This is a genomic window from Lyngbya confervoides BDU141951 (assembly GCF_000817775.3).
In the GTDB taxonomy this organism is placed as follows: Bacteria; Cyanobacteriota; Cyanobacteriia; order Thermosynechococcales; family Thermosynechococcaceae; genus Lyngbya; species Lyngbya confervoides.
Genome location: NZ_JTHE03000061.1, coordinates 81564 through 103563 on the forward strand (window position 1 = coordinate 81564; position 22000 = coordinate 103563).

The 22000-nt window shown below is 53.4% G+C and carries 22 protein-coding genes; 12 read left to right on the forward strand and 10 right to left on the reverse strand.

Going from position 1 to position 22000, the window contains the following annotated elements; translation table 11 throughout:
• Positions 1-17 precede the first annotated feature (17 nt).
• Entirely contained in the window at positions 18-935 is a 918-nt protein-coding gene (locus QQ91_RS11030) for a DNA-methyltransferase (protein ID WP_166275042.1), read from the forward strand.
• 37 nt (positions 936-972) lie between these two features.
• Here QQ91_RS11030 and QQ91_RS11035 read toward each other — a convergent pair whose 3' ends face one another.
• From QQ91_RS11035 to QQ91_RS11050, 4 genes are all read right to left on the reverse strand, one after another.
• Positions 973-1941 (reverse strand): LysR family transcriptional regulator, encoded by a 969-nt coding sequence (locus QQ91_RS11035; RefSeq protein WP_166275043.1) that lies wholly within the window; start codon positions 1939-1941, stop codon positions 973-975.
• A gap of 72 nt (positions 1942-2013) precedes the next feature.
• Positions 2014-2889: a carboxylating nicotinate-nucleotide diphosphorylase gene (gene nadC, locus QQ91_RS11040; protein ID WP_166275045.1), complete on the reverse strand. Its 876-nt coding sequence runs from the start codon at positions 2887-2889 to the stop codon at positions 2014-2016.
• On the reverse strand, positions 2889-5213 hold the full coding sequence (glgB, locus tag QQ91_RS11045) for a 1,4-alpha-glucan branching protein GlgB (RefSeq protein WP_166275047.1): 2325 nt from the start codon (positions 5211-5213) through the stop codon (positions 2889-2891). Before glgB ends, nadC begins: the two co-directional genes overlap by 1 nt.
• A 113-nt stretch (positions 5214-5326) precedes the next feature.
• A complete protein-coding gene (locus QQ91_RS11050; RefSeq protein ID WP_166275310.1) occupies positions 5327-6082 on the reverse strand; it encodes a type 1 glutamine amidotransferase in 756 nt (251 codons plus the stop codon).
• A gap of 164 nt (positions 6083-6246) precedes the next feature.
• On the opposite strand from QQ91_RS11050, the gene QQ91_RS11055 reads away from it, so the two are divergent.
• The 3 genes from QQ91_RS11055 to kaiC all read left to right on the forward strand — a co-directional run bounded on the left by QQ91_RS11055 (position 6247) and on the right by kaiC (position 9216).
• On the forward strand, positions 6247-7158 hold the full coding sequence (locus tag QQ91_RS11055) for a circadian clock protein KaiA (protein WP_166275049.1): 912 nt from the start codon (positions 6247-6249) through the stop codon (positions 7156-7158).
• Between the two features lie 105 nt (positions 7159-7263).
• Positions 7264-7581, forward strand: a complete 318-nt coding sequence (kaiB, locus tag QQ91_RS11060) for a circadian clock protein KaiB (protein WP_166275051.1) — start codon at positions 7264-7266, stop codon at positions 7579-7581.
• Between the two features lie 75 nt (positions 7582-7656).
• Entirely contained in the window at positions 7657-9216 is a 1560-nt protein-coding gene (kaiC, locus tag QQ91_RS11065; protein ID WP_166275053.1) for a circadian clock protein KaiC, read from the forward strand.
• Positions 9217-9219: 3 nt separating this feature from the next.
• Here the strand turns inward: kaiC and QQ91_RS11070 are convergent, their stop codons facing one another.
• The gene (locus QQ91_RS11070; RefSeq protein ID WP_166275312.1) at positions 9220-9651 is read right to left on the reverse strand and encodes a VOC family protein; all 432 of its coding nucleotides are present in this window, start codon (positions 9649-9651) and stop codon (positions 9220-9222) included.
• A gap of 211 nt (positions 9652-9862) precedes the next feature.
• Between QQ91_RS11070 and QQ91_RS11075 the strand changes: the two genes are divergently transcribed.
• Positions 9863-10396, forward strand: coding sequence for a gamma carbonic anhydrase family protein (locus tag QQ91_RS11075; RefSeq protein WP_236095872.1), 534 nt, complete (start codon positions 9863-9865; stop codon positions 10394-10396).
• Positions 10397-11035: 639 nt separating this feature from the next.
• Here QQ91_RS11075 and QQ91_RS11080 read toward each other — a convergent pair.
• From QQ91_RS11080 to QQ91_RS11090, 3 genes are all read right to left on the reverse strand, one after another.
• Complete coding sequence (locus QQ91_RS11080; protein WP_166275055.1) at positions 11036-12265, reverse strand: S41 family peptidase; 1230 nt, start codon at positions 12263-12265, stop codon at positions 11036-11038.
• A gap of 147 nt (positions 12266-12412) precedes the next feature.
• A complete protein-coding gene (locus tag QQ91_RS11085; protein WP_166275057.1) occupies positions 12413-13414 on the reverse strand; it encodes a DnaJ C-terminal domain-containing protein in 1002 nt (333 codons plus the stop codon).
• Between the two features lie 185 nt (positions 13415-13599).
• Positions 13600-14037, reverse strand: coding sequence for an Hsp20/alpha crystallin family protein (locus QQ91_RS11090; protein ID WP_166275059.1), 438 nt, complete (start codon positions 14035-14037; stop codon positions 13600-13602).
• 228 nt (positions 14038-14265) lie between these two features.
• Between QQ91_RS11090 and cobO the strand changes: the two genes are divergently transcribed.
• The 4 genes from cobO to QQ91_RS11110 all read left to right on the forward strand — a co-directional run bounded on the left by cobO (position 14266) and on the right by QQ91_RS11110 (position 18160).
• A complete protein-coding gene (gene cobO / locus QQ91_RS11095) occupies positions 14266-14934 on the forward strand; it encodes a cob(I)yrinic acid a,c-diamide adenosyltransferase (RefSeq protein ID WP_166275061.1) in 669 nt (222 codons plus the stop codon).
• Between the two features lie 408 nt (positions 14935-15342).
• The gene (locus QQ91_RS11100; RefSeq protein ID WP_166275063.1) at positions 15343-15864 is read left to right on the forward strand and encodes a DUF2085 domain-containing protein; all 522 of its coding nucleotides are present in this window, start codon (positions 15343-15345) and stop codon (positions 15862-15864) included.
• Positions 15861-16364 (forward strand): SixA phosphatase family protein, encoded by a 504-nt coding sequence (locus QQ91_RS11105; protein ID WP_166275065.1) that lies wholly within the window; start codon positions 15861-15863, stop codon positions 16362-16364. The genes QQ91_RS11100 and QQ91_RS11105 overlap by 4 nt, the downstream gene beginning before the upstream one ends.
• Positions 16365-16456: 92 nt before the next feature.
• The gene (locus QQ91_RS11110) at positions 16457-18160 is read left to right on the forward strand and encodes a PhnE/PtxC family ABC transporter permease (protein ID WP_166275067.1); all 1704 of its coding nucleotides are present in this window, start codon (positions 16457-16459) and stop codon (positions 18158-18160) included.
• A 378-nt stretch (positions 18161-18538) separates the two neighbouring features.
• On the opposite strand, the gene QQ91_RS11115 is transcribed toward QQ91_RS11110, so the two are convergent.
• Complete coding sequence (locus tag QQ91_RS11115) at positions 18539-19027, reverse strand: DM13 domain-containing protein (RefSeq protein WP_166275069.1); 489 nt, start codon at positions 19025-19027, stop codon at positions 18539-18541.
• A gap of 124 nt (positions 19028-19151) precedes the next feature.
• On the opposite strand from QQ91_RS11115, the gene QQ91_RS11120 reads away from it, so the two are divergent.
• The gene (locus tag QQ91_RS11120) at positions 19152-19955 is read left to right on the forward strand and encodes an alpha/beta hydrolase (protein WP_166275071.1); all 804 of its coding nucleotides are present in this window, start codon (positions 19152-19154) and stop codon (positions 19953-19955) included.
• On the opposite strand, the gene ruvC is transcribed toward QQ91_RS11120, so the two are convergent.
• Positions 19945-20430 carry a crossover junction endodeoxyribonuclease RuvC gene (gene ruvC / locus QQ91_RS11125; RefSeq protein ID WP_166275072.1) on the reverse strand — a complete coding sequence of 162 codons (486 nt, stop codon included), beginning with the start codon at positions 20428-20430 and terminating at the stop codon, positions 19945-19947. The two genes, QQ91_RS11120 and ruvC, sit on opposite strands and share 11 nt — an antisense overlap.
• Positions 20431-20487: 57 nt before the next feature.
• Here ruvC and QQ91_RS11130 point away from each other — a divergent pair, with 57 nt between their 5' ends.
• Positions 20488-21024 (forward strand): VOC family protein, encoded by a 537-nt coding sequence (locus QQ91_RS11130; RefSeq protein WP_166275074.1) that lies wholly within the window; start codon positions 20488-20490, stop codon positions 21022-21024.
• Positions 21025-21158: 134 nt separating this feature from the next.
• Entirely contained in the window at positions 21159-21995 is an 837-nt protein-coding gene (menB, locus tag QQ91_RS11135; RefSeq protein ID WP_201277087.1) for a 1,4-dihydroxy-2-naphthoyl-CoA synthase, read from the forward strand.
• Positions 21996-22000 lie beyond the last annotated feature (5 nt).

The following is a 22000-nucleotide window of genomic DNA, read 5'->3' on the forward strand; positions in this document are numbered from 1 at the left end:
GCCAGACCCTAGCCCCCATGAATCGCACCTTGATGCTATCGGAGCAGGATAGAAGGCGCTTGCTGCCCCAGGTAAAGCACTATCCGGCCAGACAATGCTACCGGGTTGCACCAGAAGGAATTCTTTGTGGCGACAGCTTAAAACTTGCTGGTCGATTCCCCAAAGAATTCGTCGATCTCCTCATCCTCGACCCCCCCTATAACCTCAATAAGAGCTTTCGAGGCCAGCATTTCAAAAAAGTTCAGGTTCAGGCCTACTCACGCTGGCTCAACCGGGTTCTCAAAACGCTTAAGCCCACGCTTAAATCCACGGCTTCCATTTATATCTGCGGCGATTGGTTCACCTCAGTTTCCATCCATAGTGTCGCCAGTCAGCATTTTCTGGTTCACAATCGCATCACCTGGGAGCGGGAGAAAGGCCGCGGGGCCAAACGAAATTGGAAAAATGCCAGTGAAGACATCTGGTTTTGCACCTGCTCGCAGGACTACACCTTTAACGTGGAGGATGTGAAGATCCGACGGCGAGTCATGGCACCCTACAAATTCCAAAATGGCCAGCCTAAGGACTGGAGCAATACCCCGCAGGGCAAATTCCGAGACACCCATCCCTCTAACCTCTGGACCGACATCACGGTTCCCTTTTGGTCCATGCCGGAAAACACGGAGCATCCCACCCAAAAAAGCGAAAAACTAGTGGCCAAACTGATTCTGGCTAGCTCTAATCCCGGAGACTTTGTCTTTGACCCCTTTATGGGCAGCGGGACCACCTTGGCTGTGGCCCACAAGCTCAAGCGTCGGTATTTGGGACTCGATTTAAATCGGGAATATTGTCTCTTGGCAGCTCGTCGGCTGGAGTTAGCCCAAAGCGATCCCCACATTCAAGGCTGGGTCGATCAGATTTTCTGGGAGCGCAATACCCATCCCCAAGACCCCTAGGTCTAGGATTCCTCTGAGTCTCCGACCTGGGGAGAGGCTACTTGCTATCCTCGTGGAGCTGAACGAGGGGGTGCAGGTGGTGATTGAGCTGAAACACCTGAGGCAACACCTCCTTGATAAACATCTCTGCGGCCTTGGATCGATAGCGGCTGGGGTTGAGAACCAGAGACAGGGGACGTTTGACCACAACGTTTTCAATGGTCACCCGCTTGAACACATTGAACTCTAAATCTTTTTCGACCGCTAAAATTGACAAAAAGGCGGCCCCTAGTCCCGCTTGGACGGCATTTTTGATGGCTTCAATGGAGTTGAGTTCCATCTCAATCTTCATTAATCGGGGGTCAATATTGCTGCGGCCTAGAACTTGATCGATGACCTTACGGATGGTGGATTGGGCATCGAGGGCAATGAACTTGAGTTTGTAGAGATCGTCGCACTGAATGGTTCCAGATTGGGCCATGGGGTGAAAGACAGGAACGATGAGGGCCATTTCATCCTCGGCATAGGGCTTGACCTCCAGGGTCGATTGCAGATCCAGAGGAACTTCTCCCCCAATAATGGCCATGTCAACCTGTCCATTGACCACGCTCCAGCAGGTCCGCCGGGTGGAGTGCACCTGGAGGTGCACGGCAACATCGGGATAGCTCTGTCGGAAAAGGCCAATGAGCTGGGGCAGCAGGTAGGTGCCGGTGGTCTGACTGGCCCCAATTATCAGGGAACCGCCCTGAAGGTTTTGGAGATCTTCAATGGCCCGGCAGGTTTCCTGACACAGGGCCAAAATGCGATCGCCGTAGTTCAGGAGGAGATGCCCTGCTTCGGTCAGCTGCGCTCGCCGTCCGCCCCGATCAAAGAGGGGCACATCTAGCTGCCGCTCTAAGTTCTGAACCTGAAGGCTCACGGCGGGTTGGGAAACGTAAAGACTATCCGCCGCACGCTTAAAGCTACCCTCGGTTGCGATTGCCTTGAGGATACGCAATTGATCCAGGGTAAACGGAAGGTCAGACATAGCTGTAGACCTGCAACACAATATGTTTAGTAAACCTCAAAATGGTCGCCCATTGAAAATCGGCCCCCTAAACTAGCGCCCTTGCGCCAGAAACTTCAGGCTGATATCGAGCCAGGTCGCCTGGGTAATGGGCGCGCTGGTGGAGATGAAATCTACCCCCGTCTGGGCAACGGTGCGAATGTTTTCCAAGGTCACGTTGCCGGAGGCTTCAATTTTAGTTTGGGGCGATCTGATGCGAATGAGCTGCACCGCCTTCCGCATCAGATCGGGGGTCATGTTGTCCAGCATGATAATATCTGCCCCGTGGCTGACGGCCTCCTGCACCTGATCCAGGGTCTCGGTCTCCACCTCTAAGCTCAGGGGATAGGGGGCAGATTGCCGCACCTGAGCGATCGCAGGTCCAAGGCCCCCAGCAGCTGCGATATGGTTATCTTTAAGCATGAGGGCATCATCCAGGCCAAAGCGATGATTTTTGCCGCCCCCCACCTGGATGGCGTATTTTTCCAGAACTCGCAGCCCAGGCGTGGTTTTACGAGTATCCACTAGCTGGGCCGACAGATCCGCAATTTTAGCCTGGTAGGCCTGGGTTAAGGTGGCAATGCCGCTCAAGCGCATGAGCAGATTCAAAGCAACCCGCTCCGCGCTCAGCAGCACAGATACGGGTCCGGTGACGGTGGCAAGGCGATCGCCAGCCCTATGGTAGCCTCCCTCGCTCACCACATTCTCGGCAATGATCTGGGGATCCAGCAGCTCAAAGACCCGCAGCGCAATCGGCAACCCCGCAATGACGCCCGACTGCTTCAGTCGCACCTCCGCCACACCCAGGGGGGACGCCCCCGGGGAAAACAGAGCCTGGGTCGTGCGATCGCCTCGCCCCAGGTCCTCCCTGAGCCACTGGGTTAGCCAGGGATCCAGGATAAAATTGGGGGGCAAAATAGGACGATCCATCAGGGTAGGGCCTTCTCGCTAGGCGACTGAGACTGCGATTGAAGCACCTGCTGGGTTTTCTCACGATCTAGCTTAAACACCACCGTGGCTAAGGGGGGAAGGCACAGATCAATGGAGGAAGGTCGAAAATGAAAGGACCACTCCTCAGACCATTTCCCTCCCATGTTCCCCATGTTGCTGCCGCCATACTTCCCAGCATCGCTATTCAACAGCTCCGTGTAGAACCCCGCCTCAGGGACGCCTACTCGATAATGACTATGGGCCTGGGGGGTAAAGTTACAGACCACCAGCAGAAATTCCTCGGAGTCTTTAACCTTTCGGAGGAAGGAAATGACGCTGTGGCGATTATCGCTACAGTCAATCCATTCAAATCCAGCCTCTGAAAAATCCTCAGCAAACAAAGCACGCTCCTGCCTATAGAGCTGGTTTAAATCTCCCACTAACTGTTTCAGCTGACGATGGCGATCATACTGGAGCAAATCCCAGTCCAGGTCTCCCCAGACGTTCCATTCATTCCACTGACCAAATTCCATCCCCATGAACAGTGTTTTCTTCCCAGGATGGGTAAACATGTAGCTGTACAAACAGCGGAGGTTGGCAAATTTCTGCCAGTCATCCCCCGGCATCTTCCCAATCATGTGGCTTTTCCCATGCACCACCTCATCGTGGGAAAGCGCCAGCATGAAGTTTTCCGTGAAGGCATACATGATGCTGAAGGTGACGTTATTTTGGTGGTACTGCCGAAACCAGGGATCGGTGTGGAAATAGTCCAGCATATCGTGCATCCAGCCCATATTCCATTTTAAGTTGAAGCCCAACCCCCCCACATAGGTGGGCCAGGAGACCATGGGCCAGGCCGTGGACTCCTCTGCAATGGAAAGCACCCCAGGGAAATGACTAAATAAAACATTATTCATATTCCTCAGGAAGTCTGCTGCCTCAATGTTTTCATTGCCTCCGTACTCGTTGGCCACCCACTCCCCCTCTTTGCGGTTATAGTCGAGATAGAGCATAGAGGCCACCGCATCAACTCGGATGCCGTCAATGTGATACTTGTCAGCCCAAAACAGGACGTTGGCCACCAAAAAGTTTCGCACCTCATGGCGACCATAGTTAAAGACCAACGTCCCCCACTCCTTGTGTTCACCCTGACGCGGATCTTGATGTTCGTACAGATGGCTGCCATCAAAAAAGGCCAGACCATGGCCATCCTTGGGAAAATGTCCAGGCACCCAGTCCACAATCACCCCAATCTGGTGTTGATGACACTGGTCAATAAAATACATCAGATCCTCCGGGGAACCATAGCGGGAGGTGCTGGCATAATATCCGGTCACCTGATAGCCCCAGGATCCGTCAAAGGGATGTTCGGCCACCGGCAGCAGCTCAATGTGGGTAAATCCCAGCTGCTTCACATAGGGAATTAATTGGTCAGCGAGCTCTCGATAGGTCAAAAATCGCGCTTCTGGCTTGAGCTCTGAAACCGTCACCCCACTCCCGTACCCTCCCTGGGCCTGCAGGGGGGGCTGATCAGCAGACCCATGCATCCAGGATCCCAGGTGAACCTCGTAAACCGAAATGGGCTGGGTCAGGGGATCTCTCTGACGACGACGCTCCAGCCATTCCGCATCAGACCAATTGTAGGCCTCTAAATCCGCAACGATGGAGGCCGTTTTGGGGCGAGGCTCCTGTTGAAAACCATAGGGGTCTGATTTTTCGTAGATATGCCCTGCATAGTTTTTGATTTCGTATTTATAGGGTTCGCCCACCCGAACCCCAGGAATAAACAAATCCCAAATCCCCGTTTCGCCTTTGCGCATCTGGTGCTGTCGTCCATCCCAGTAGTTGAAGTCGCCCAAAACGGAGACATTTCTGGCGTTGGGTGCCCAAACCGCAAAATAGGTTCCCTTGACTCCATTCATCTGCGTGGGATGGGCCCCCAGCTTTTCGTAAATCCGGTGGTGGTTTCCCTCAGCAAACAAATAGCGGTCGTAGTCCGTAATCAACGGAGACTTGAAGGCATAGGGGTCGTAGGTCACCACTTCGTGATTGCCCGATTGCAGACGCAGCTGATAGTTCGGCATCTGATCCCCCTCGATGAAGCATTCAAAAAAATGGGGATGATGGACAGGCTGCATGGGGTATTCTTTGCGTTGCTCGGGACAAATAACCGCGGCAGAAGCGGTATTTGGCAGGTAGGCTCGCACAACCCATTGAGATTGGCCGTCCATCTCAATTAAATGAGGCCCCAGCAGCTCAAACGGATCATGATGGTGATTTTGAACAATCTGATTAACTTGGTCAGCAGTAACGGTGTGGGGCATGAATTTTATGGCGCTAATGGGATGAAGAAGCCCGTAGGTTCTGGTTCTACCAATTCCCGTGGGCTGGACGGGGCAGCGTAGCGGCACGAGGGACCTGCGGAACTTCCTTTACTTTAGGAACTTAGGAGAATGCGATCAACAAATTTCCCGATTAGCTGATTGGCTTCTGGAGTCTCTCGCAAAGTTGCCAGGATTTGTTGGGTCTGGGCCGCACTTTCTAAATAGCGATCGCAGTACCGCTCCAGGCGCGATCTGAGATCCTGGGGATTTACCTCGGGATGAAACTGAAATCCATAAATCGGCTTACCCACCACCTTAATGGCATGGTAAGGGCAGCGTTCTGAATAGGCTAGATTGATCAAGCCAGGCGGCAGGAGACTAGCCCGCTCCTGGTGGCCCGAAATAGCCCAAAAGGGCTGGGGAAGATCTTGAAGCAATGGATCTAGTTTCGCAGCCCCAGTGAGGAACAAAGGGTACACCCCCATTTCCATATTGGGGCGATCGCGAATTACGGTTCCCCCTAGCGCAACCACCAGCAGTTGAAACCCGAAACAAGAGGCAAACACAGGCACTGCATATTCCACTGCGTACGCAAGCAGCGCTAGTGCCGGATTGATAAATTGGTATATTTCCGGCTTCAGGACCGAGGCATCGCTCGAACCACCCACAAACAGAGCATCGTAGCCCACCAGGAGATCCGCGGAAAAATGGGGAGTCGCAAAGGCATCCAACACCGTGATCTGGTGCGCCAAAAGCTGGCCGTAGAGAACAAACTCCTGAAATTCCTCAGCCCGAGTTTCTGGATCTTCTCGCACCTGCAACAGTAAGATCTTTAAATCTCGACGAGTTTTCCCCTTCTCTTTTTTCACGCTGCGCACCGTTTTCCCGAAGAAACCCAAGGGTTATCCTATAAGATTCGGTCCGCCTTTGCTGGGACCATGGGCGATCTCCCCAAAGTCATCCCGCGGAGCGCAAGGGACTTTCAAAACACGATGTTAAGATTTAGAAATGCTTTTTGGAATGAACAGACTTGATGGATCATGACAACGCTGGGGAAGTGGACACCCAGATCTCAATCTGTGCCTTTCTTGACCCCAGATCCACGATTCAAGATCAGCTCCATGAGCAGCTCCAGGAAAGTCAATACCACTTAGTCTGCACCTCAACGATCGAGGCATTTATCGACTCGATTATCCGTCTGCATCATCTTGTCGACTGCCTGGTCATCCAGATCACAGCGGCGCTGCCCCAACTGATTGATCTGCTGCGCGCCAACGATATTCTGCTCCCGGCATTGCTGATTACCGATGGGGAATCTGAAAACACCCTGGTCGGATCTCAAGACTCTAACCTCCCTCCAAGGCTGTTTTTCTATCATCCTGCGGAAATAAAGCTGCCAGCCGCCCAACTCTCTCAGGTGGCCTACGCAGTCTACCAATCAGCGGCCAACTTTTTGCGGCTCACCACAGTGGCTCGCGTCGATGATGGGTCTAATTTCAAAGCCTGGTTTTCAGCCCCCAACCTGCGAGAAAAAATTGCCCAGCAACAGCAGAAGTTATCCGATAAGCTCAAAGAACGTCTAGGGTATCTGGGTATTTATTACAAACGAGATTCACAACAGTTCCTGCGCAATCTAGACCCTGATGCACGCAAAGCGCTCATTACTGAGTTAAAAGCTGACTATCGCAAAATCGTCCTCAGCTATTTCCACGAAAGCAATCAGGTCAATTCCCTTTTGGATGAGTTTGTGACTAAGGCCTTCTTTGCCGATGTTTCCGTTTCGTGGATCCTCGAATTACATATGGAACTCATGGATAACTTTGCCAAACAGCTCAAGCTAGAAGGACGCAGCGATGATGTGCTTTTAGATTACCGCCTGACCTTAATTGATACCATTGCCCATCTGTGCGAAATGTATCGTCGCTGTATTCCCCGAGACGCCTGAACAGCGCAGGGGATAATTAAATATGCCTCTCCAGGCCCCCTGCCCAGGTGCTTTACCGCCTAACGCGCTTTACCTCAGTCCGGCCCCTCTTCACGGTAGATTCCCATGAGTTCTCCTCAAAAAACCTACGTGCTCAAGCTCTACGTTGCTGGTAATACCCCCAATTCCATTAGAGCCTTAAAAACCCTCAATGATATCCTGGAAAAGGATTTTCAAGGCGTTTACGCCCTGAAAGTGATTGATGTACTCAAAAATCCTCAGCTAGCTGAAGAAGACAAAATTCTGGCTACCCCGACCCTGGCCAAGATTCTGCCCCCCCCCGTACGTAAAATTATCGGGGATTTGTCGGATCGCGAACGTGTTTTAATTGGTCTTGACCTGCTCTACGAAGAACTTAACTTTGATGGAGAGTTTGAAGTCTAGCCCCCGGCCCTTTGCCGCGCCTGTTCAGGTCACCCCCTTATAAAAGACTGATAAAAGACTGAAGTTTGTGAAACAATGGCAGATTTAAACAACGACAATCAAGATCACAAAAACTCTCCAGAGCGAGTCGCGGTTCGCAAAATTCAGACGCTGATCGAGGGGTTTGACGATATCAGTCACGGTGGACTGCCCAAAAAGCGCACAACGCTACTCAGCGGCACCTCGGGCACGGGTAAAACCCTGATGGCAGTCCAGTTTCTGTATCGAGGGATTATTGATTTTGACGAGCCCGGAATTTTTATCACCTTTGAGGAATCACCCACCGATATTAAGCAAAATGCCCTCAGCTTTGGCTGGGATCTCGATGCCCTTATCGACCAGGGAAAGCTGTTTATCTTGGACGCCTCCCCCGATCCAGAGGGGCAAGATATTGTTGGAAGTTTTGATCTCTCAGCACTCATCGAGCGCATCCAGTACGCCATCCAGAAATACAAAGCCAAGCGGGTGGCCATTGACTCTGTGACGGCAGTCTTTCAGCAGTACGATGCAGCCCCAGTGGTCCGTCGAGAAATTTTTCGCCTGACGGCTCGCCTCAAACGCCTGGATGTTACCACCATTATGACCACGGAGCGCATTGAAGAATATGGACAAATTGCTCGCTTCGGGGTCGAGGAATTTGTCTCTGATAATGTGGTGATTTTGCGCAATGTCCTGGAAGGAGAGCGCCGCCGTCGCACCATTGAAATTTTAAAGCTGCGCGGCACCAGCCATATGAAGGGGGAATACCCCTTTACCATCACGGAGGATGGGATCAATATTTTCCCGCTTGGGGCAATGCGCTTAACCCAACGGTCATCCAATGTGCGGGTTTCCTCAGGCGTGCCTGCCCTCGATACCCTGTGCGGCGGCGGATTCTTCAAAGACTCCATTATCCTGGCCACCGGCGCCACCGGAACAGGTAAAACGCTGCTGGTGAGTAAGTTTATTGAAGAGGCCTGTAGCCAGGGGGAGCGAGCTATTTTATTTGCCTATGAGGAATCTCGTGCCCAGCTATCTCGCAATGCCTATTCCTGGGGCATTGATTTAGAGGAGATGGAGCAAAAAGGGCTGCTCAAAATTATTTGCGCCTATCCCGAATCCGCTGGACTCGAGGATCATTTGCAAATTATCAAATCTGAAATTATGGAGTTCAAGCCTGCTCGAATTTCCATTGATTCCCTCTCGGCACTGGCTCGCGGTGTCAGCAATAATGCCTTTCGTCAATTTGTAATTGGGGTCACGGGCTTTGCCAAGCAGGAAGAAATTACCGGCTTTTTTACCAACACCACCGATCATTTTCTGGGTTCAAGCTCTATTACAGAGTCCCACATTTCTACCATTACCGATACGATTATTCTGCTGCAGTACGTTGAAATTCGCGGAGAGATGTCGCGCGCCATCAACGTGTTTAAAATGCGCGGATCCTGGCACGATAAAGGAATTCGAGAATATACCATTAGCCGCAACGGCCCCGACATCAAAGACTCATTCCACAATTTTGAAGGCATCATCAGCGGCACCCCTCGACGCTCCGCCATTGATGAAAAGCGTGATCTCTCGCGGATTGTTCAGGATGTCCAAGATCTAGAGAGCTAGCGATCAAGGACTCGGGGGGCATTGCCGCAGCAGCTCAATTGGTAAGCCATCGGCGTCGGTAATAAAGGCAATTTCGTAGGTGCAATTGCCAATGGTTTGCAGTTCAGGCCGCAACAGCACCGTAATGCCAATGCCCTGGGCAACCACCGCCGGGATAAATTTGTCTAACCAGTCCGCTAAGGGTTGGTCAGCTTCCAGGTGCGCGGTGAGGTCAAACGACAGGTGATAGTAGCCCACATAATGTTCATTATGAAATGCATCTACGGGAGCCTGGGGTTCGGGAATCTGCAGCAACTCCAGACGACCACCGGGACCGCTGAGCCAGCAGGCAAGGGTAATGTCGGCGGTAAAACGCTCCTCCATCGAGAATCCCAGCAATTCGTAGAAGGCGATCGCCCGGTAAATGTTGGCGGTGCGGATAGAAACGTGATGCAGAGGCATAGCGGTTTGACCCTGGACAAGAGTGAAGAATGGGGGAGGAGGATCGCCCACCGGTTTACCCCTAGCCATCCACAGCCTTCCTGGACCAGAGAACGGAGGCGGGGCATCGGTTCCTAAGCAGTATAAAGAACAATGGCGGCGACGGTTGGATGATGTCGAGTTCAGTCCATAATGGCTCTAACCTTTGTTTGCGAGGAACATTGTCTTGAATTTACAGGGATCTCAGTTTGACTATTGGCCCGCTCCCGATCTCTCCCAAGCCGCCTTTGTGGCCGAGAGCGCAACGGTAATGGGAAAGGTGACCCTTCAAGAAGGGGCCAGCATCTGGTATAGCGCTGTGGTGCGTGGAGACATTGAAGCCATTCACATTGGTGCCCACACCAACATTCAGGACGGCGCAATTGTTCATGGCGATGTGGGACTGCCAACGGTCCTGGGCGATTACGTGACGGTGGGACACCGCGCCGTGATTCACTCTGCCCAGATCGAAGCTGGCTGCTTAATTGGAATTGGCGCCATTATTTTGAACGGGGTTAGGATTGGGGCAGGCAGTATTATTGGGGCTGGAGCCGTGGTGTCAAAGTCTGTTCCGCCGCGATCGCTCTGGGTAGGGATTCCGGCAAAGCCCATCCGTGAGGTGAGCGAGGCCGAAGCCGCAGATTTAATTGAACATGCCCGAAAATATGAAAAACTAGCTCTGGTTCACAGCAACCGCGGGACCGATATCGGCTTTGCCTAGGCTGCAGTCGCTATAATACATCAGTGAAAATTATCGTAGTCTAGGTTACAAATATAAACTTTTATGAATTAAATTTTGTAACCATCCATCGCCTACTATAGAGATTAGGAACTAGCAAGAAAGCATTAACCATGCATGGAATGTGGGAATTCCACGCAGCTTCCTGGGCCAGAGTTCTAACGTATACAAGGTTTTGTGCAGGCCGATCCTTCTGGATTTTCCTTTCACAATCTAACATTAATGGGTTCCCGGCAAGGACGTTGTCCTTGCTTTTTTTTACCTGGGGCAGGGTTTCGGCAACGCGAGAACCATAACCTCACGGCCCCTGACCGTGAGAGCCCCCCGCGATTAGGTTATGCGCCACCCCCAGGGCAGCGGCAGCCGGTGTCCTCCGCTCGGGCGAGACCCTAGATAAAAAATGTAGCCCCCTGACCCAATTCCTGGGCAGGAGGCTAGTTTTTAAATTCAATTTTAAAGGGTGAGGCTAGCCTTAAATTTTAGGCATCTTACCCGGCAGCTTAAAAGCAGCGCTGCCGATCTCTTATCAGGTTATTAATATAAGCTTTAAATGTGAGGAACTTGTGAGGCATGGCCTCAGCTGAGACTGTTTCGGCACCACCGCAAACGAAACCCATCCCCTTACAACGATCGGAGCAGATTGGCTTGCGCACGCTGATAGGCCAGGTCCTGGTCAAAGCGATGGGTTTCTAAATGCTCTAGTGCTGTGTCGTCCGTGGGAATGACCTCATCAGGCTGAATCCCCTTTTTATGGATATCTTGGCCGGAGGGTGTCGAGTATTTGGCCACCGTAATCACCATGCCAGCCCCATCTCCCAGTTTCTCCAGAGATTGCACGACACCTTTGCCAAAGGTTTTTTCTCCAATTAAAACGGCACGTTGATTATCTTGAAGCGCTCCCGCTAGCACCTCACTGGCACTGGCAGACTCTTCATCGACCAAAACCTGGAGAGGCTTTTGGGTCAGCGCGGTTTGATTCCCGTTGTATACCTCAGTGCCTCCCCGTACCGTTGTCAGCGACATAATTCGGCCCTGGCGAATCCACTGCTGAGCGATGGCAATCCCAGACTCAAGGACGCCCCCCGGATTACCGCGCAGATCCAGAATGTAGCCCACAACCTGCTGCTGCTCAAGATCGGTGATGGCCTTTTTCATAGCAGCAGGGGACTTGGTGGTAAATACCGGCAGCCGAATGTAGCCCACTTTCCCCTTCGGAGTGGGGCGGGCTTGGTAAGTCAGAGGATTGAGGTTAATCTGTTCGCGCACCAGGGTATAGGTCTCTTGTTGATCCTGACGCCGAACCACCATGGTCAGTTTGCTACCCACAGGGCCAATGAGGTAGGGAGCAGCATTTCTGGGATCAATATCGGCGGTTTTGGTGCCGTTGAGACTCACAATCACATCTCTCGGCCTAATGCCAGCGTTGTCGGCGGGGGATTCCCGAAACGGTTCTACAACCATCCACTCTCGGGTTTGGGGGTTCACACTGACCGTCACGCCAACACCGATAAACTCACCGGAAACATTATTGACCAAGTCATTCAGAGCCTGGGGGGGTAAAAAACGGGTGTACTCATCCTCCAGCAGATTGACCATCTCATTGACGGCCTGGTAGGCCTGTCCTTGGGAGGTATAGGTGCGACTGAGATAATCTTGGCGAACCGCCCGCCAATCATGGCCATTAAAGGAGCGATCCACGTATTCCCGGTTCACCAGCTGCCAGGCCTCGTCTACCACGGCTTTGGGCGCGTCACTGAGCAACGCAATGGACTTGGCAACGCGGGTCAGGGCCATTGAGGGCAGCACCAGCACGAGGGCCATCAGGACAGATTTAAAGTTGGTTTGGATCATCGGGGCTCCTCCCCAAGCGGCTATGACTCTTGCTTGCAGGGGCTTCAAGGCAGAAGACGCCCCTTGCAGAATGCACCCAAACCATAGCGCATCTGGAGCAAATTTGATCCCGACCGGGACAGTGGATAGACCGGTACCCTGGATCGCTTAGGGAGCCTTCATGTGCGATCGCGGATTATAGGTTCGCAGCTGAGCCAACTTTTCGTAGCACTCCTTTTCCTGGGCACTCAGATTTTTAGGCGGGACAATTTGCAGCTTCACCAGCTGATCCCCTTGTCCTCCCTTAGCCTTAGGCCAGCCTTTGTTGCGCAAACGCAGCGACTGACCGGACTTGACCCCGGCAGGGATCTTCATTTTGACCAAGCCAGTGGGGGTCGGAACCTCCACCGTTGCTCCCAAAACTGCTTCGTCCGGCGTAATGGGCAGATCACAAATGAGAAAATCGCCCTCCAGGGAAAAGAACTCGTGGGGCTTGAGGGTCACCTTGAGATAGAGATCGCCGCGCTGCTGGGTAAGGGGGTTCACCTGTCCCTTGCCCCGAACCCGAATGCGACTGCCGGTCTTGGCTCCAGCAGGAATACGCACATTCACGGTTTCACTGCCACCAATCAACAGTCGCTTTTCCGTACCCTTCAGCGCCTCTTCAAAGCTAAGGGTAAGCGTGGATTCTGTATCGGCTGACGGCCCCGGAACGCCCCCTGCAAAGTCACCAAATCCCCCAAATCCGCCCGGTGTTGCCGAGGTCGTTCGGTAGCGAAATCCACCCGGCATGCCGCCGCTAAAGCCACTGCTGGCGCCCGTTCCCCCAAAGCCACCCCCAAAGCGCCCCAACAGCTCGTTAATAAATTCGTCAAAGCTGCCGTACTGGCCAAAGTCGAAGTCCATGTTGCCCATGTCAACGCCTGGCTGCCCCGCCTGCTGCCAATATTGGCCAAACTGATCGTATTTTTTGCGCTTATCCGGATCGGATAGCACCTCGTAGGCTTCGTTAATTTCCTTGAACCGTGCCTCAGCCGCACTGTCTCCTGGATTTAAATCAGGGTGGTACTGACGGGCCAGCTTGCGAAAGGTTTTTTTAATCTCGCCTTCGCTAGCAGTTTTACTAACCCCTAGAATGTTGTAGTAGTCTTTGTAGTCAGTAACAGGCATAGTCTTTTTGCAATGAGGGCGATGCATTTAGGATGAACCAGCAGAGCGCAAAGGATTGCAGTCCAAGGCGCTTTCCCGCATCCTACTGTATAGATTTAGAGAAAGAAACTCGAAAACGTTAGGGAAAACCGATGGCTCTCCCTAACGTCGTCGCTCAGAGTTTGTGATTTAGACCGAAAACATGTCTAGCTGAGTTTGAGACGGTGGACCTTCTCATCGGTCTTTGACTTGGGTAAGGTGAGCTTCAAAATGCCATCTTGGTAGTCCGCCGAGGCCTCTTGATTCACAACCTTAGCTGTTAAGGGAATGACCCGATGGTACTTGCCGTAACGAAACTCAGAGCGATGGACCCCCTCTTCCTCGGATTCGGACTCCTGCTTACGCTCGCCGCTGACAATCACAGCCTCATCCGTCACCTGAATATCTAGGTCCTTTGCCTCAAAGCCCGGTAGCTCCAGCTGAATTTGGAACGCTTCATCGGTTTCCTTCATTTCAAGGGCGGGAAGGATTCCAAACCCGTTCCCACCGCGATCGCGGGTGGGATAAAAGGAGTCAAACAGTCGGTTCATTTCCCGATGGAGTGATTCTACTTCACCCAATGGATCCCAACGTACGATTGCCATAGTTGTTAACCTCCTTAACACTGGCCAGGGACGCTTTCTTTGGGGTAGAATCCCTGTCCTCTCTGTTTTGACTATAACAAGCTCAAACGTTTGCCCAGGTTCGGTTTCCGTCCATTTCTCAGGGGCGATCGCCGTACAGATTCCGCCCTGGAATCGACCTTTCAGCTGAGCTAGCAAGGAGAGACCCTTGAGCTTTAGGATAGAAAGGCTATTCACACTCCCCCCGCCATGTCCCAACTGCATAGCCCCTTGGGCGATCCCTCTCCAGATACCCTCGACGCCCAGCAATACGAAGGCCTGAGCCCGGAGCAGTATCAGGAAAAAATGCGGCGTCGCAAGGAAGTTCAGGACAGGCGCCTGGCTGAACGGACCCAGGAAAAGGGTCTGGTGATTATTCACACCGGCAATGGAAAGGGGAAAACCACGGCGGCCCTGGGCATGGTGATGCGATCGCTGGGGCATGGCCATCGCGTGGCGATCGTACAGTTTATCAAGGGGGCTTGGGAACCCGCGGAAAAAGCCATTCTGGAAAAATTCTCTGATCAGCTTGTCTTCCACGCCATGGGCGAAGGCTTCACCTGGGAAACCCAGGATCGCGATCGCGACATTGCCAAGGCTCAGGCCGCTTGGGGCAAGGCTTTGGAGTATATTCAAGATTCGGCCTACCGTCTGGTCTTACTCGATGAAGTGAATGTCGCCCTGAAGCTGGGCTATCTTACCCCCGATCAGGTGCAGGCAGGACTGGATCAAAAACCAGACAGAAGTCATGTCATTCTCACCGGTCGCGGTGCGCCTGCCCCCCTTATAGAAACCGCCGATCTGGTCACGGAAATGAAATTAGTTAAGCATCCGTTTCGCGAGCAAGGCATTAAGGCCCAAGCTGGCATTGAGTTTTAACTGGCATTGAGTTTTAAGCTGATATCGTAATCGTTTGATTTAATCGTGTGATCTAATCGTTAGCCTAATCGGCGGAAAGCCGCCTCTAAGCGAAGCGTGAGTGTCGGGATGAACGCCGAGGCAACGGAGGGGAACGGAGTCGCCCTACTCTTTTCGCTCTTTTCTAGGGAGTCCATCTTCTTCCCTAACCTATAATTCGTAATCGTGGACACTCAGTCGTGGGTCTCACGGCTGATGGAGTCGCCTGTGGACGGGTTCTGTCGGGGGCTTTGCCTAGACAAGACCGAACCAAGCAGGTAGTCGCTGGAGCGATCCAGTGAAGCCCGCGCTGTACCAAAGGTTAGCGGCGGGAGAACGTCACGAACAGATCTTCTCGCGGTCTAAAAAACTTCCCATGAACTCTTTCCCATGAACTCTTCTTCTTCCTTACCCTGGTTTTCCCAGCGTCCTCTCCGCAGTTACCTAGCAGACTTTGTGCTGGTGGGTCTGGTAAGCGGTCCCTTAGCAGCGCCGTTTCTAGCTTCCACTAGCCTGCCGCTGCTTCCCCAGATCGCCAACCTTATCTACACTATGGGCCAGTGGGTTTGTCCACAACCGGAGATGGGCCTGATGCTGTGGCCTCCCCACCTGATGGCGGTGTGCATGCGTTGCTATGGAACCTTGATGGGCCTGATGATCATGCGCTATCTCGTTTCCCGATCGGGGGGGCAAGAGTTCTTCTGGCTGCATCGCTCTGGTCCCTTAGGATTGGTCATCTGTGGAGCTTTGTGCCTGGTCTATCCCGCAGAACTCTATGCCCAAATTTGGGGCTGGTGGGACTATCATAATCCTGTCGTCACTTTGTTTGGCCTGATTGCAGGACTCGGCCTAGGAGCATACATCATGCCTTTACTGCATCCTGTACCTAAAACCCACAATATTCCCGGATGACTCTCAATCTCCTCTTGATGCGCCATGGAAAATCAGATTGGAGCGATGATGTCCAGCGCGACCATGATCGCCCCCTAGCTCCCCGTGGCATCAAAGCCGCCCAATTTATGGGGCAGACTCTGGCCAGGGCAGAACAGCTGCCGGAACTCATTATCAGCTCTACGGCAGTGCGTGCCCGCACAACCGCAGAGGAGTTCATTGCAGCCCTTGGGATTGCGCTACCCATGCAAACCTGCGACCAGTTCTATGATTCGACGCCAGAGCAAGTTCTTCAGGTGATTCGCAAGCTCAATGGCCCCGATTGGGTGATGGTGGTGGGACACGAGCCCACCTGGTCCAGGTTGACAAGCCTGCTCATGGGAGGAGGCACTTTGATCTTTCCCACGGCCGCGATCGCTCGGATTGAGTTTGACTGTGAGCTTTGGTCGCAAGTTCGTCCCCGACAGGGCGCACTCAAGTGGCTGTTGCAGCCTAAGTTTTTAATGAGCGTCACCCAGTGAATCTATCCTGAAAAAGCGATCGCGGCCCGGATCTGATCCCTAGGCAGATTCAATGGTTCCGATCTGGTTATCGTCCTGTCATTGTCCTGGCATTGCCTGCTGTTTCCCCCAAGATTCATCCACTTCAGTTCTGGTTTCCTCCGACCCTACGAAACCTCGTCGGGCTGCTGATCATACTGGGCCTGGCCGGGGCCATTGCGCTTGCGCCTGATTTCGAGGTCATCAACCCCTACGGATGGCCTCAGTTTTGGGCATTTATTCAGGCAAGCGGGCACCCCGATCTTTCCCCGGCCTTCCTCACCCTCACCCTGCAGGCCACCTGGACCACCTTGAGCTATGCACTGGTGGGCACCGCCATGAGCCTGGGACTGGGTGTCCTGGGCGCCAGTCTGACCTCGGACGTCATCATCAGCACCCTGGCGCCCAGCCTGGCGCACTGGGGGATTCAGCGCTGGGGACGCGCGATCCTGGCCCTGCCGAGATCGCTGCATGAAGTCATCTGGGGCCTGCTTTTGATCAACCTGCTTGGACTCGATCCGCTGGTGGGTCTCCTGGCGATCGCCATTCCCTACGGCGCAATTGTGGCCAAGATCTTTGCCGAAATTTTAGATGACACTCCCCAATCCGCGCTTCAGTCGATTCTTCAAAGCGGTGCCCCTCCAGCCCTTGCCCTGATCTATGGGCTTCTCCCCCAGGCCAGCCTAAGCCTGCTGTCCTACAGCTTTTATCGATTTGAATGTTCCCTGCGATCGGCTGCAATTCTAGGCGTTATTGGCGCTGGCGGGCTGGGGTATCAGATGATGCTCAGCCTCCAATCGTTACGCTATGCCCAAATCTGGACCCTCTTTTATGCTATCGTGCTGCTCAATGGCATGGTAGACCTGCTGAGTGCCCACTGTCGCCACCGGATCAGGGCACCCCCACGTATGCACCTCAAGGATCCCTTAAGGCTGATCGTGCCTCCAACCCAGGCCCCCCAGGCCCCTTCACCCGGTCTCGGGGCCTGGGGCAGCCTCATCCTAACGGCGGTGATCCTGGCCCTGACGGGAGCAGCCTGGGTCTCCCTGGCCCCTGATCTCTCTTTGCTGGGGAAGCCGCCAACGGTCCACCTGGGGGCGCAGATGACAGCCCGGCTTTTTCCAGTGCAGTTGCCTCCAGAGCTGGTTCGCGCCCTACCCTGGGGAGTGGTTCAAACCCTGTCCATGGGCAGCTTAGCGATCGCCATTGCCACCCTTGGCGCCTTTGGACTTTCCTGGTCAGCCGCACGGTCCTGGGGCAAGTCCGATCTGCCCCGCGTCCTTTCTCCCACTCGTCGTCTGCGAATTTTAGTCTCCCACGGTATTCTGCTTTTCATGCGGGCCATCCCTTCTCCGATTTGGGCCCTTGTCTTGCTGTACCTATTGCGCCCTGGCATTACCGTCGGTGCAATCGCCCTGGGACTTCACAACGCAGGCGTCATGGGGCGCCTGTTTGCAGAGGAAATCGAAAACTGCGCCGCAGCCCCAATGCAAGCCCTGCAAAATGCAGGCGTTCCCCTGATGAGTAGTCTGGTCTATGGGCTGTTCAGTCGCATCGGCAGCCGCTTTGCCCAATACGGATTTTACCGGTTAGAGGTTTGCATTCGCGAAAGCTTTGTCCTGGGTTTGGTGGGGGCAGGCGGGCTGGGTGTGTTGCTCAGGGAAGAGTTGAGCAACTATAGTTTTCAGCCTGTGCTGCTCTTACTGCTATGCTTCTCAGGCCTCACCCTTGCCATTGAGTGGATCAGTCGTGGGGTCAAATCCAATCCAGTGGAATAAACTGGTTAGATTCCATCTGGAGACATCCACCCCTGGAAATCATCTCCACAAGCAACCTTGTTTGAGTGGATGGAAACTTGTCACCAGGCCTACAACGATGCGTTGCGAGAGATACAGGACTGGTGCCATAGCCGGAAGTGTAGGATTGACCGATGCTCGATTGAGCAAGAATATATCCTGCCCGCGGACTGGAAATTTCCCAGTGAAGTGTAACCGTTGCCTGCTCTGCCACAGGCTAAGCAGGCCTTTCCCAAACTGGGTGAGGCTCCCGTCTCAGGGGCTGCAGCCAACCATCAAACAACTGCACAAGGCCTGGGAAGGGTTTCAGAGCCGGGGATTTGGATTCCCCCGATTCAAAAAGTACAGGCTGAGTAGATGTCACTCCAGATTAGCCGCACCAAAGGTCGCATTGAACTTCCTGCACCAAATGGCGACCGACCCGTAATCCGCGAGGTTGACGCTAGCAGGCACTGTATATTTTTGCGGTCCTCGGGTTCCTCGGAGGGGACCGATCACCACGTAATCCGCTTCTTGTAAAGGAAAGGTCGGGGGGTCAAGCTGGGCTAACAAATCCGAGGACCGATGCAGAACCACCTGTAAATCTGGGCCCTTAGCCGTCTTAAAATCCTGCCCCAGAAGAACATGCACCTGTTCGTTGATCTGGGCAAGCTGAACTTGGCCAGAGGTGGGGCGCTCCGCGTCGGCAAATTGTCCCGCTCTCAAGACTGTGGCTGTTTCAGGGCTCAACAGATCTGTTGGCGACGGATCCCCCTGTGACGATTCAAAAGGTCCACTGCCTCCCTCACTCCCGCAGGCTGACAGTGCCAAGATTAAAAGCAGGATGGATGCGGTTAACCCCTTAGACATGGAGACAAATCCTTGATCGATGCTGCATACTCGCTCCGCAATCTTAAAGCTAAATTCTAAATCCTCGCTTTATTTCAACCAAAAGTCACAAAGTTACAGTCAAAAGGGCCCAGCCCCCAGGTTTATGACTATTCCTCACCTGCACAACCAGCCCTTTCTCACCCAGGGAGATCGCCACGGCAGCCATCTCTGTTTGCTGCTCCATGGGCTAGGAGGTGGGGTCTACGAAATGCAACCCTTAGCGCGATCGCTCCAGGAACAGGGATATTCCACCTGCGCTCTTCTCTACCCAGGGCATGATCGGCAAGCAGACAAAATGCCAAATTCCCGGTGGGAAGAGTGGTATGGATCAGTTGCGCACACCTACCAAACCTTAGCGTCCCAATATCAGTCCGTGAGCATCCTTGGGTTTTCCACCGGATGTCTGCTAGCGCTCAACCTGGTTTTGAATCTTCCCCAGAACCAGATCAGCAGCTTGGTCCTGATGGCGCCCTATTTGCTCATTCGCCGACGCTGGTATTACCTGCTACCCCCGGAGGTCTACCTCTATTCTCTGGGCTATCTCATGTCTGATCTACCCCGGTTAACCTTGCCGATTCGAGACCCACAGATGCGCCAAGCAGCACTGAACGCGGCCTTCTTCCAAACCTTTAACCTCGCCGCGGTGCGCAGCACCAACCAGCTCATTGATCGCCTCAAGCCTCGACTGGGTGAGATTGCCACCCCTACACTCATTTTTCAATCTCATGCCGATAGCGTGGTTCATCCCAACGGAGCACAGCAGCTTTACGATCGACTCGGCAGCGATTGTAAGACCCTGCACTGGCTGCATCAATCCGATCACATTCTTCCCCTAGACCTGGAACGAGAGCAGATTTTTCAGATTGTGCATCAGTTTTTGCCTAATTTCTCGCCGCTTAACCCCTGATCTGAAAGCTGGTGGCTAGGGCGACAGCCAAGGCATCGGCTGCATCATCGGGGCGGGGAATGGTCTCGAGTTCCAGCTCACGGGCAACCGCTTGCTGCACGTCCAGCTTATCGGCATTGCCGTAGCCAGTCAGGGCTTGCTTTACCTGCGCTGGGGTGAATTCAACCACGGGTAGCTTACGCTGGTTAAGCACTAGAAGAATTACCCCGCGGGCCTGGGCCACCAAAATTGTATTGCCCATGCGATAAAAAAAGAGCTTTTCAATGCCCACTAGCGTGGGCTGGATCTGGTCAATGAGGGCATGCAAATCGTCGTAAATTGTTTGCAGGCGATCGCCCACGGGGGTCTTGGGCTGGGTTTGAATAATTCCAAAATCTAAAAGCTGGGGGCGATCGCCCTTGGGGGTATGGTACAGCTGGAGCCCGCCAAACCCCAGGGAGGCTAGCCCCGGATCAATCCCAAGAATACGCTGCATGAAACGAAGATCGCTATACTAAATGAACCTTAGCGCGATCCCATTCCATTTCAGTCTATGTTTCCTTTTGACAGTCTGTTTTCGACCCAGGGGGTCATGGTCATGCTTTTGGTGGCTTACGCAGGCGCCATGTGGATGTTTCTCTCCAGCGCCCCCAAGGTTTTTACCCTCATGGTGTCCGATATTAAGGTCGCCCAGGAGTTCTACGAACAGGATCTGCAACTTCCGGTTGCCGACATTCCCCTGCACTACTACCACAACTACGAGCAGACCCTGGGCCTCTCGAGTCTCGATCCCATTTATATGCCCACCACCTTGAATAATCCTGGCAATGCCGCGCTAGGCAGCCAAGCAGATGGGCTGTGGTACCAGCTTAAGAAAAATGTCCAGCTTCACGTTATCCCCGGAGCTAGCGTTGGCAAACGCAATCAGCAGCGCCACGTTTGCTTTGATCGCGAATGTCTGGAGCAAATTTTGCGGCGAGTCCAGTCACGCTACGTCAAATTTAAGGTCCGCCAGGAGAAACCCATGAACTTCCTGGTCAAAACCTACGATGGTCGCGTCATTGAAATGACTGAGGTTGAAACGGCTTAGGGACCATAGGTCAATGCAGGGACGAGCGCATCCCGGGAAAGGGTTTATTGCAAACCGTTGACTTTTACCAAGACCGGTCCGGTTTTACGATAGGCTCACTCCTACACAGTGCAGCCCAAAGGATTAAGGGAAACATGGTGACCATCAGCTGGACCGCTGCTAAGGACTACGAAGATATCCTCTACCACAAGGCCGATGGGATTGCAAAAATCACCATCAATCGTCCCCATAAGCGAAATGCCTTTCGACCCCAAACGGTTTTTGAGATGTACGAGGCCTTCGTGGATGCCCGCGAGGACCCTGAGATTGGTGTAGTCCTGTTGACCGGCGCTGGCCCCCATCACGACGGGAAGTATGCCTTCTGTGCCGGGGGCGATCAAAGCATCCGCGACTATGCTGGCTACGTGGGATCCGATGGCATTCCCCGCCTGAACGTATTGGATCTTCAGCGACTGATTCGTTCCCTCCCCAAGGTGGTCATTGCGCTGGTGGCAGGCTACGCCATTGGGGGCGGTCACGTCCTTCACGTTATCTGTGATTTGACCATTGCAGCGGACAACGCCATTTTTGGACAAACCGGTCCCAAGGTGGGCAGCTTTGATGGGGGGTTAGGATCCAGCTACCTAGCCCGGCTAGTAGGCCCCAAAAAGGCTAAGGAAATTTGGTTTCTCTGTCGCCAGTACAGCGCTCAGGAAGCCCTGAACATGGGGCTCGTCAATACAGTGGTGCCCGTCGATCAGCTGGAAGCAGAAGGCGTACGGTGGGCACAGGAAATTCTGCAGAAAAGTCCCCTGGCCATCCGCTGTTTGAAGTCGGCCTTCAATGCAGACTGTGATGGTCAAGCCGGCATTCAGGAGCTAGCGGGCAATGCGACCTTACTTTACTACATGAACGAAGAGAGCAACGAGGGGAAACAAGCCTTTTTGGAGAAACGGCCTCCCAATTTCCGCCAATTTCCCTGGCGACCCTAAGGGTC

Coding starts and splice junctions, on each gene's coding strand:
- QQ91_RS11030 (WP_166275042.1), top strand. CDS start 18: ATGAATCGCACCTTGATGCTATCGGAGCAGGATAGAAGGCGCTTGCTG.
- QQ91_RS11035 (WP_166275043.1), bottom strand. CDS start 1,941: ATGTCTGACCTTCCGTTTACCCTGGATCAATTGCGTATCCTCAAGGCA.
- nadC (WP_166275045.1), bottom strand. CDS start 2,889: ATGGATCGTCCTATTTTGCCCCCCAATTTTATCCTGGATCCCTGGCTA.
- glgB (WP_166275047.1), bottom strand. CDS start 5,213: ATGCCCCACACCGTTACTGCTGACCAAGTTAATCAGATTGTTCAAAAT.
- QQ91_RS11055 (WP_166275049.1), top strand. CDS start 6,247: ATGGATCATGACAACGCTGGGGAAGTGGACACCCAGATCTCAATCTGT.
- kaiB (WP_166275051.1), top strand. CDS start 7,264: ATGAGTTCTCCTCAAAAAACCTACGTGCTCAAGCTCTACGTTGCTGGT.
- kaiC (WP_166275053.1), top strand. CDS start 7,657: ATGGCAGATTTAAACAACGACAATCAAGATCACAAAAACTCTCCAGAG.
- QQ91_RS11080 (WP_166275055.1), bottom strand. CDS start 12,265: ATGATCCAAACCAACTTTAAATCTGTCCTGATGGCCCTCGTGCTGGTG.
- QQ91_RS11085 (WP_166275057.1), bottom strand. CDS start 13,414: ATGCCTGTTACTGACTACAAAGACTACTACAACATTCTAGGGGTTAGT.
- QQ91_RS11090 (WP_166275059.1), bottom strand. CDS start 14,037: ATGGCAATCGTACGTTGGGATCCATTGGGTGAAGTAGAATCACTCCAT.
- cobO (WP_166275061.1), top strand. CDS start 14,266: ATGTCCCAACTGCATAGCCCCTTGGGCGATCCCTCTCCAGATACCCTC.
- QQ91_RS11100 (WP_166275063.1), top strand. CDS start 15,343: ATGAACTCTTCTTCTTCCTTACCCTGGTTTTCCCAGCGTCCTCTCCGC.
- QQ91_RS11105 (WP_166275065.1), top strand. CDS start 15,861: ATGACTCTCAATCTCCTCTTGATGCGCCATGGAAAATCAGATTGGAGC.
- QQ91_RS11115 (WP_166275069.1), bottom strand. CDS start 19,027: ATGTCTAAGGGGTTAACCGCATCCATCCTGCTTTTAATCTTGGCACTG.
- QQ91_RS11120 (WP_166275071.1), top strand. CDS start 19,152: ATGACTATTCCTCACCTGCACAACCAGCCCTTTCTCACCCAGGGAGAT.
- ruvC (WP_166275072.1), bottom strand. CDS start 20,430: ATGCAGCGTATTCTTGGGATTGATCCGGGGCTAGCCTCCCTGGGGTTT.
- QQ91_RS11130 (WP_166275074.1), top strand. CDS start 20,488: ATGTTTCCTTTTGACAGTCTGTTTTCGACCCAGGGGGTCATGGTCATG.
- menB (WP_201277087.1), top strand. CDS start 21,159: ATGGTGACCATCAGCTGGACCGCTGCTAAGGACTACGAAGATATCCTC.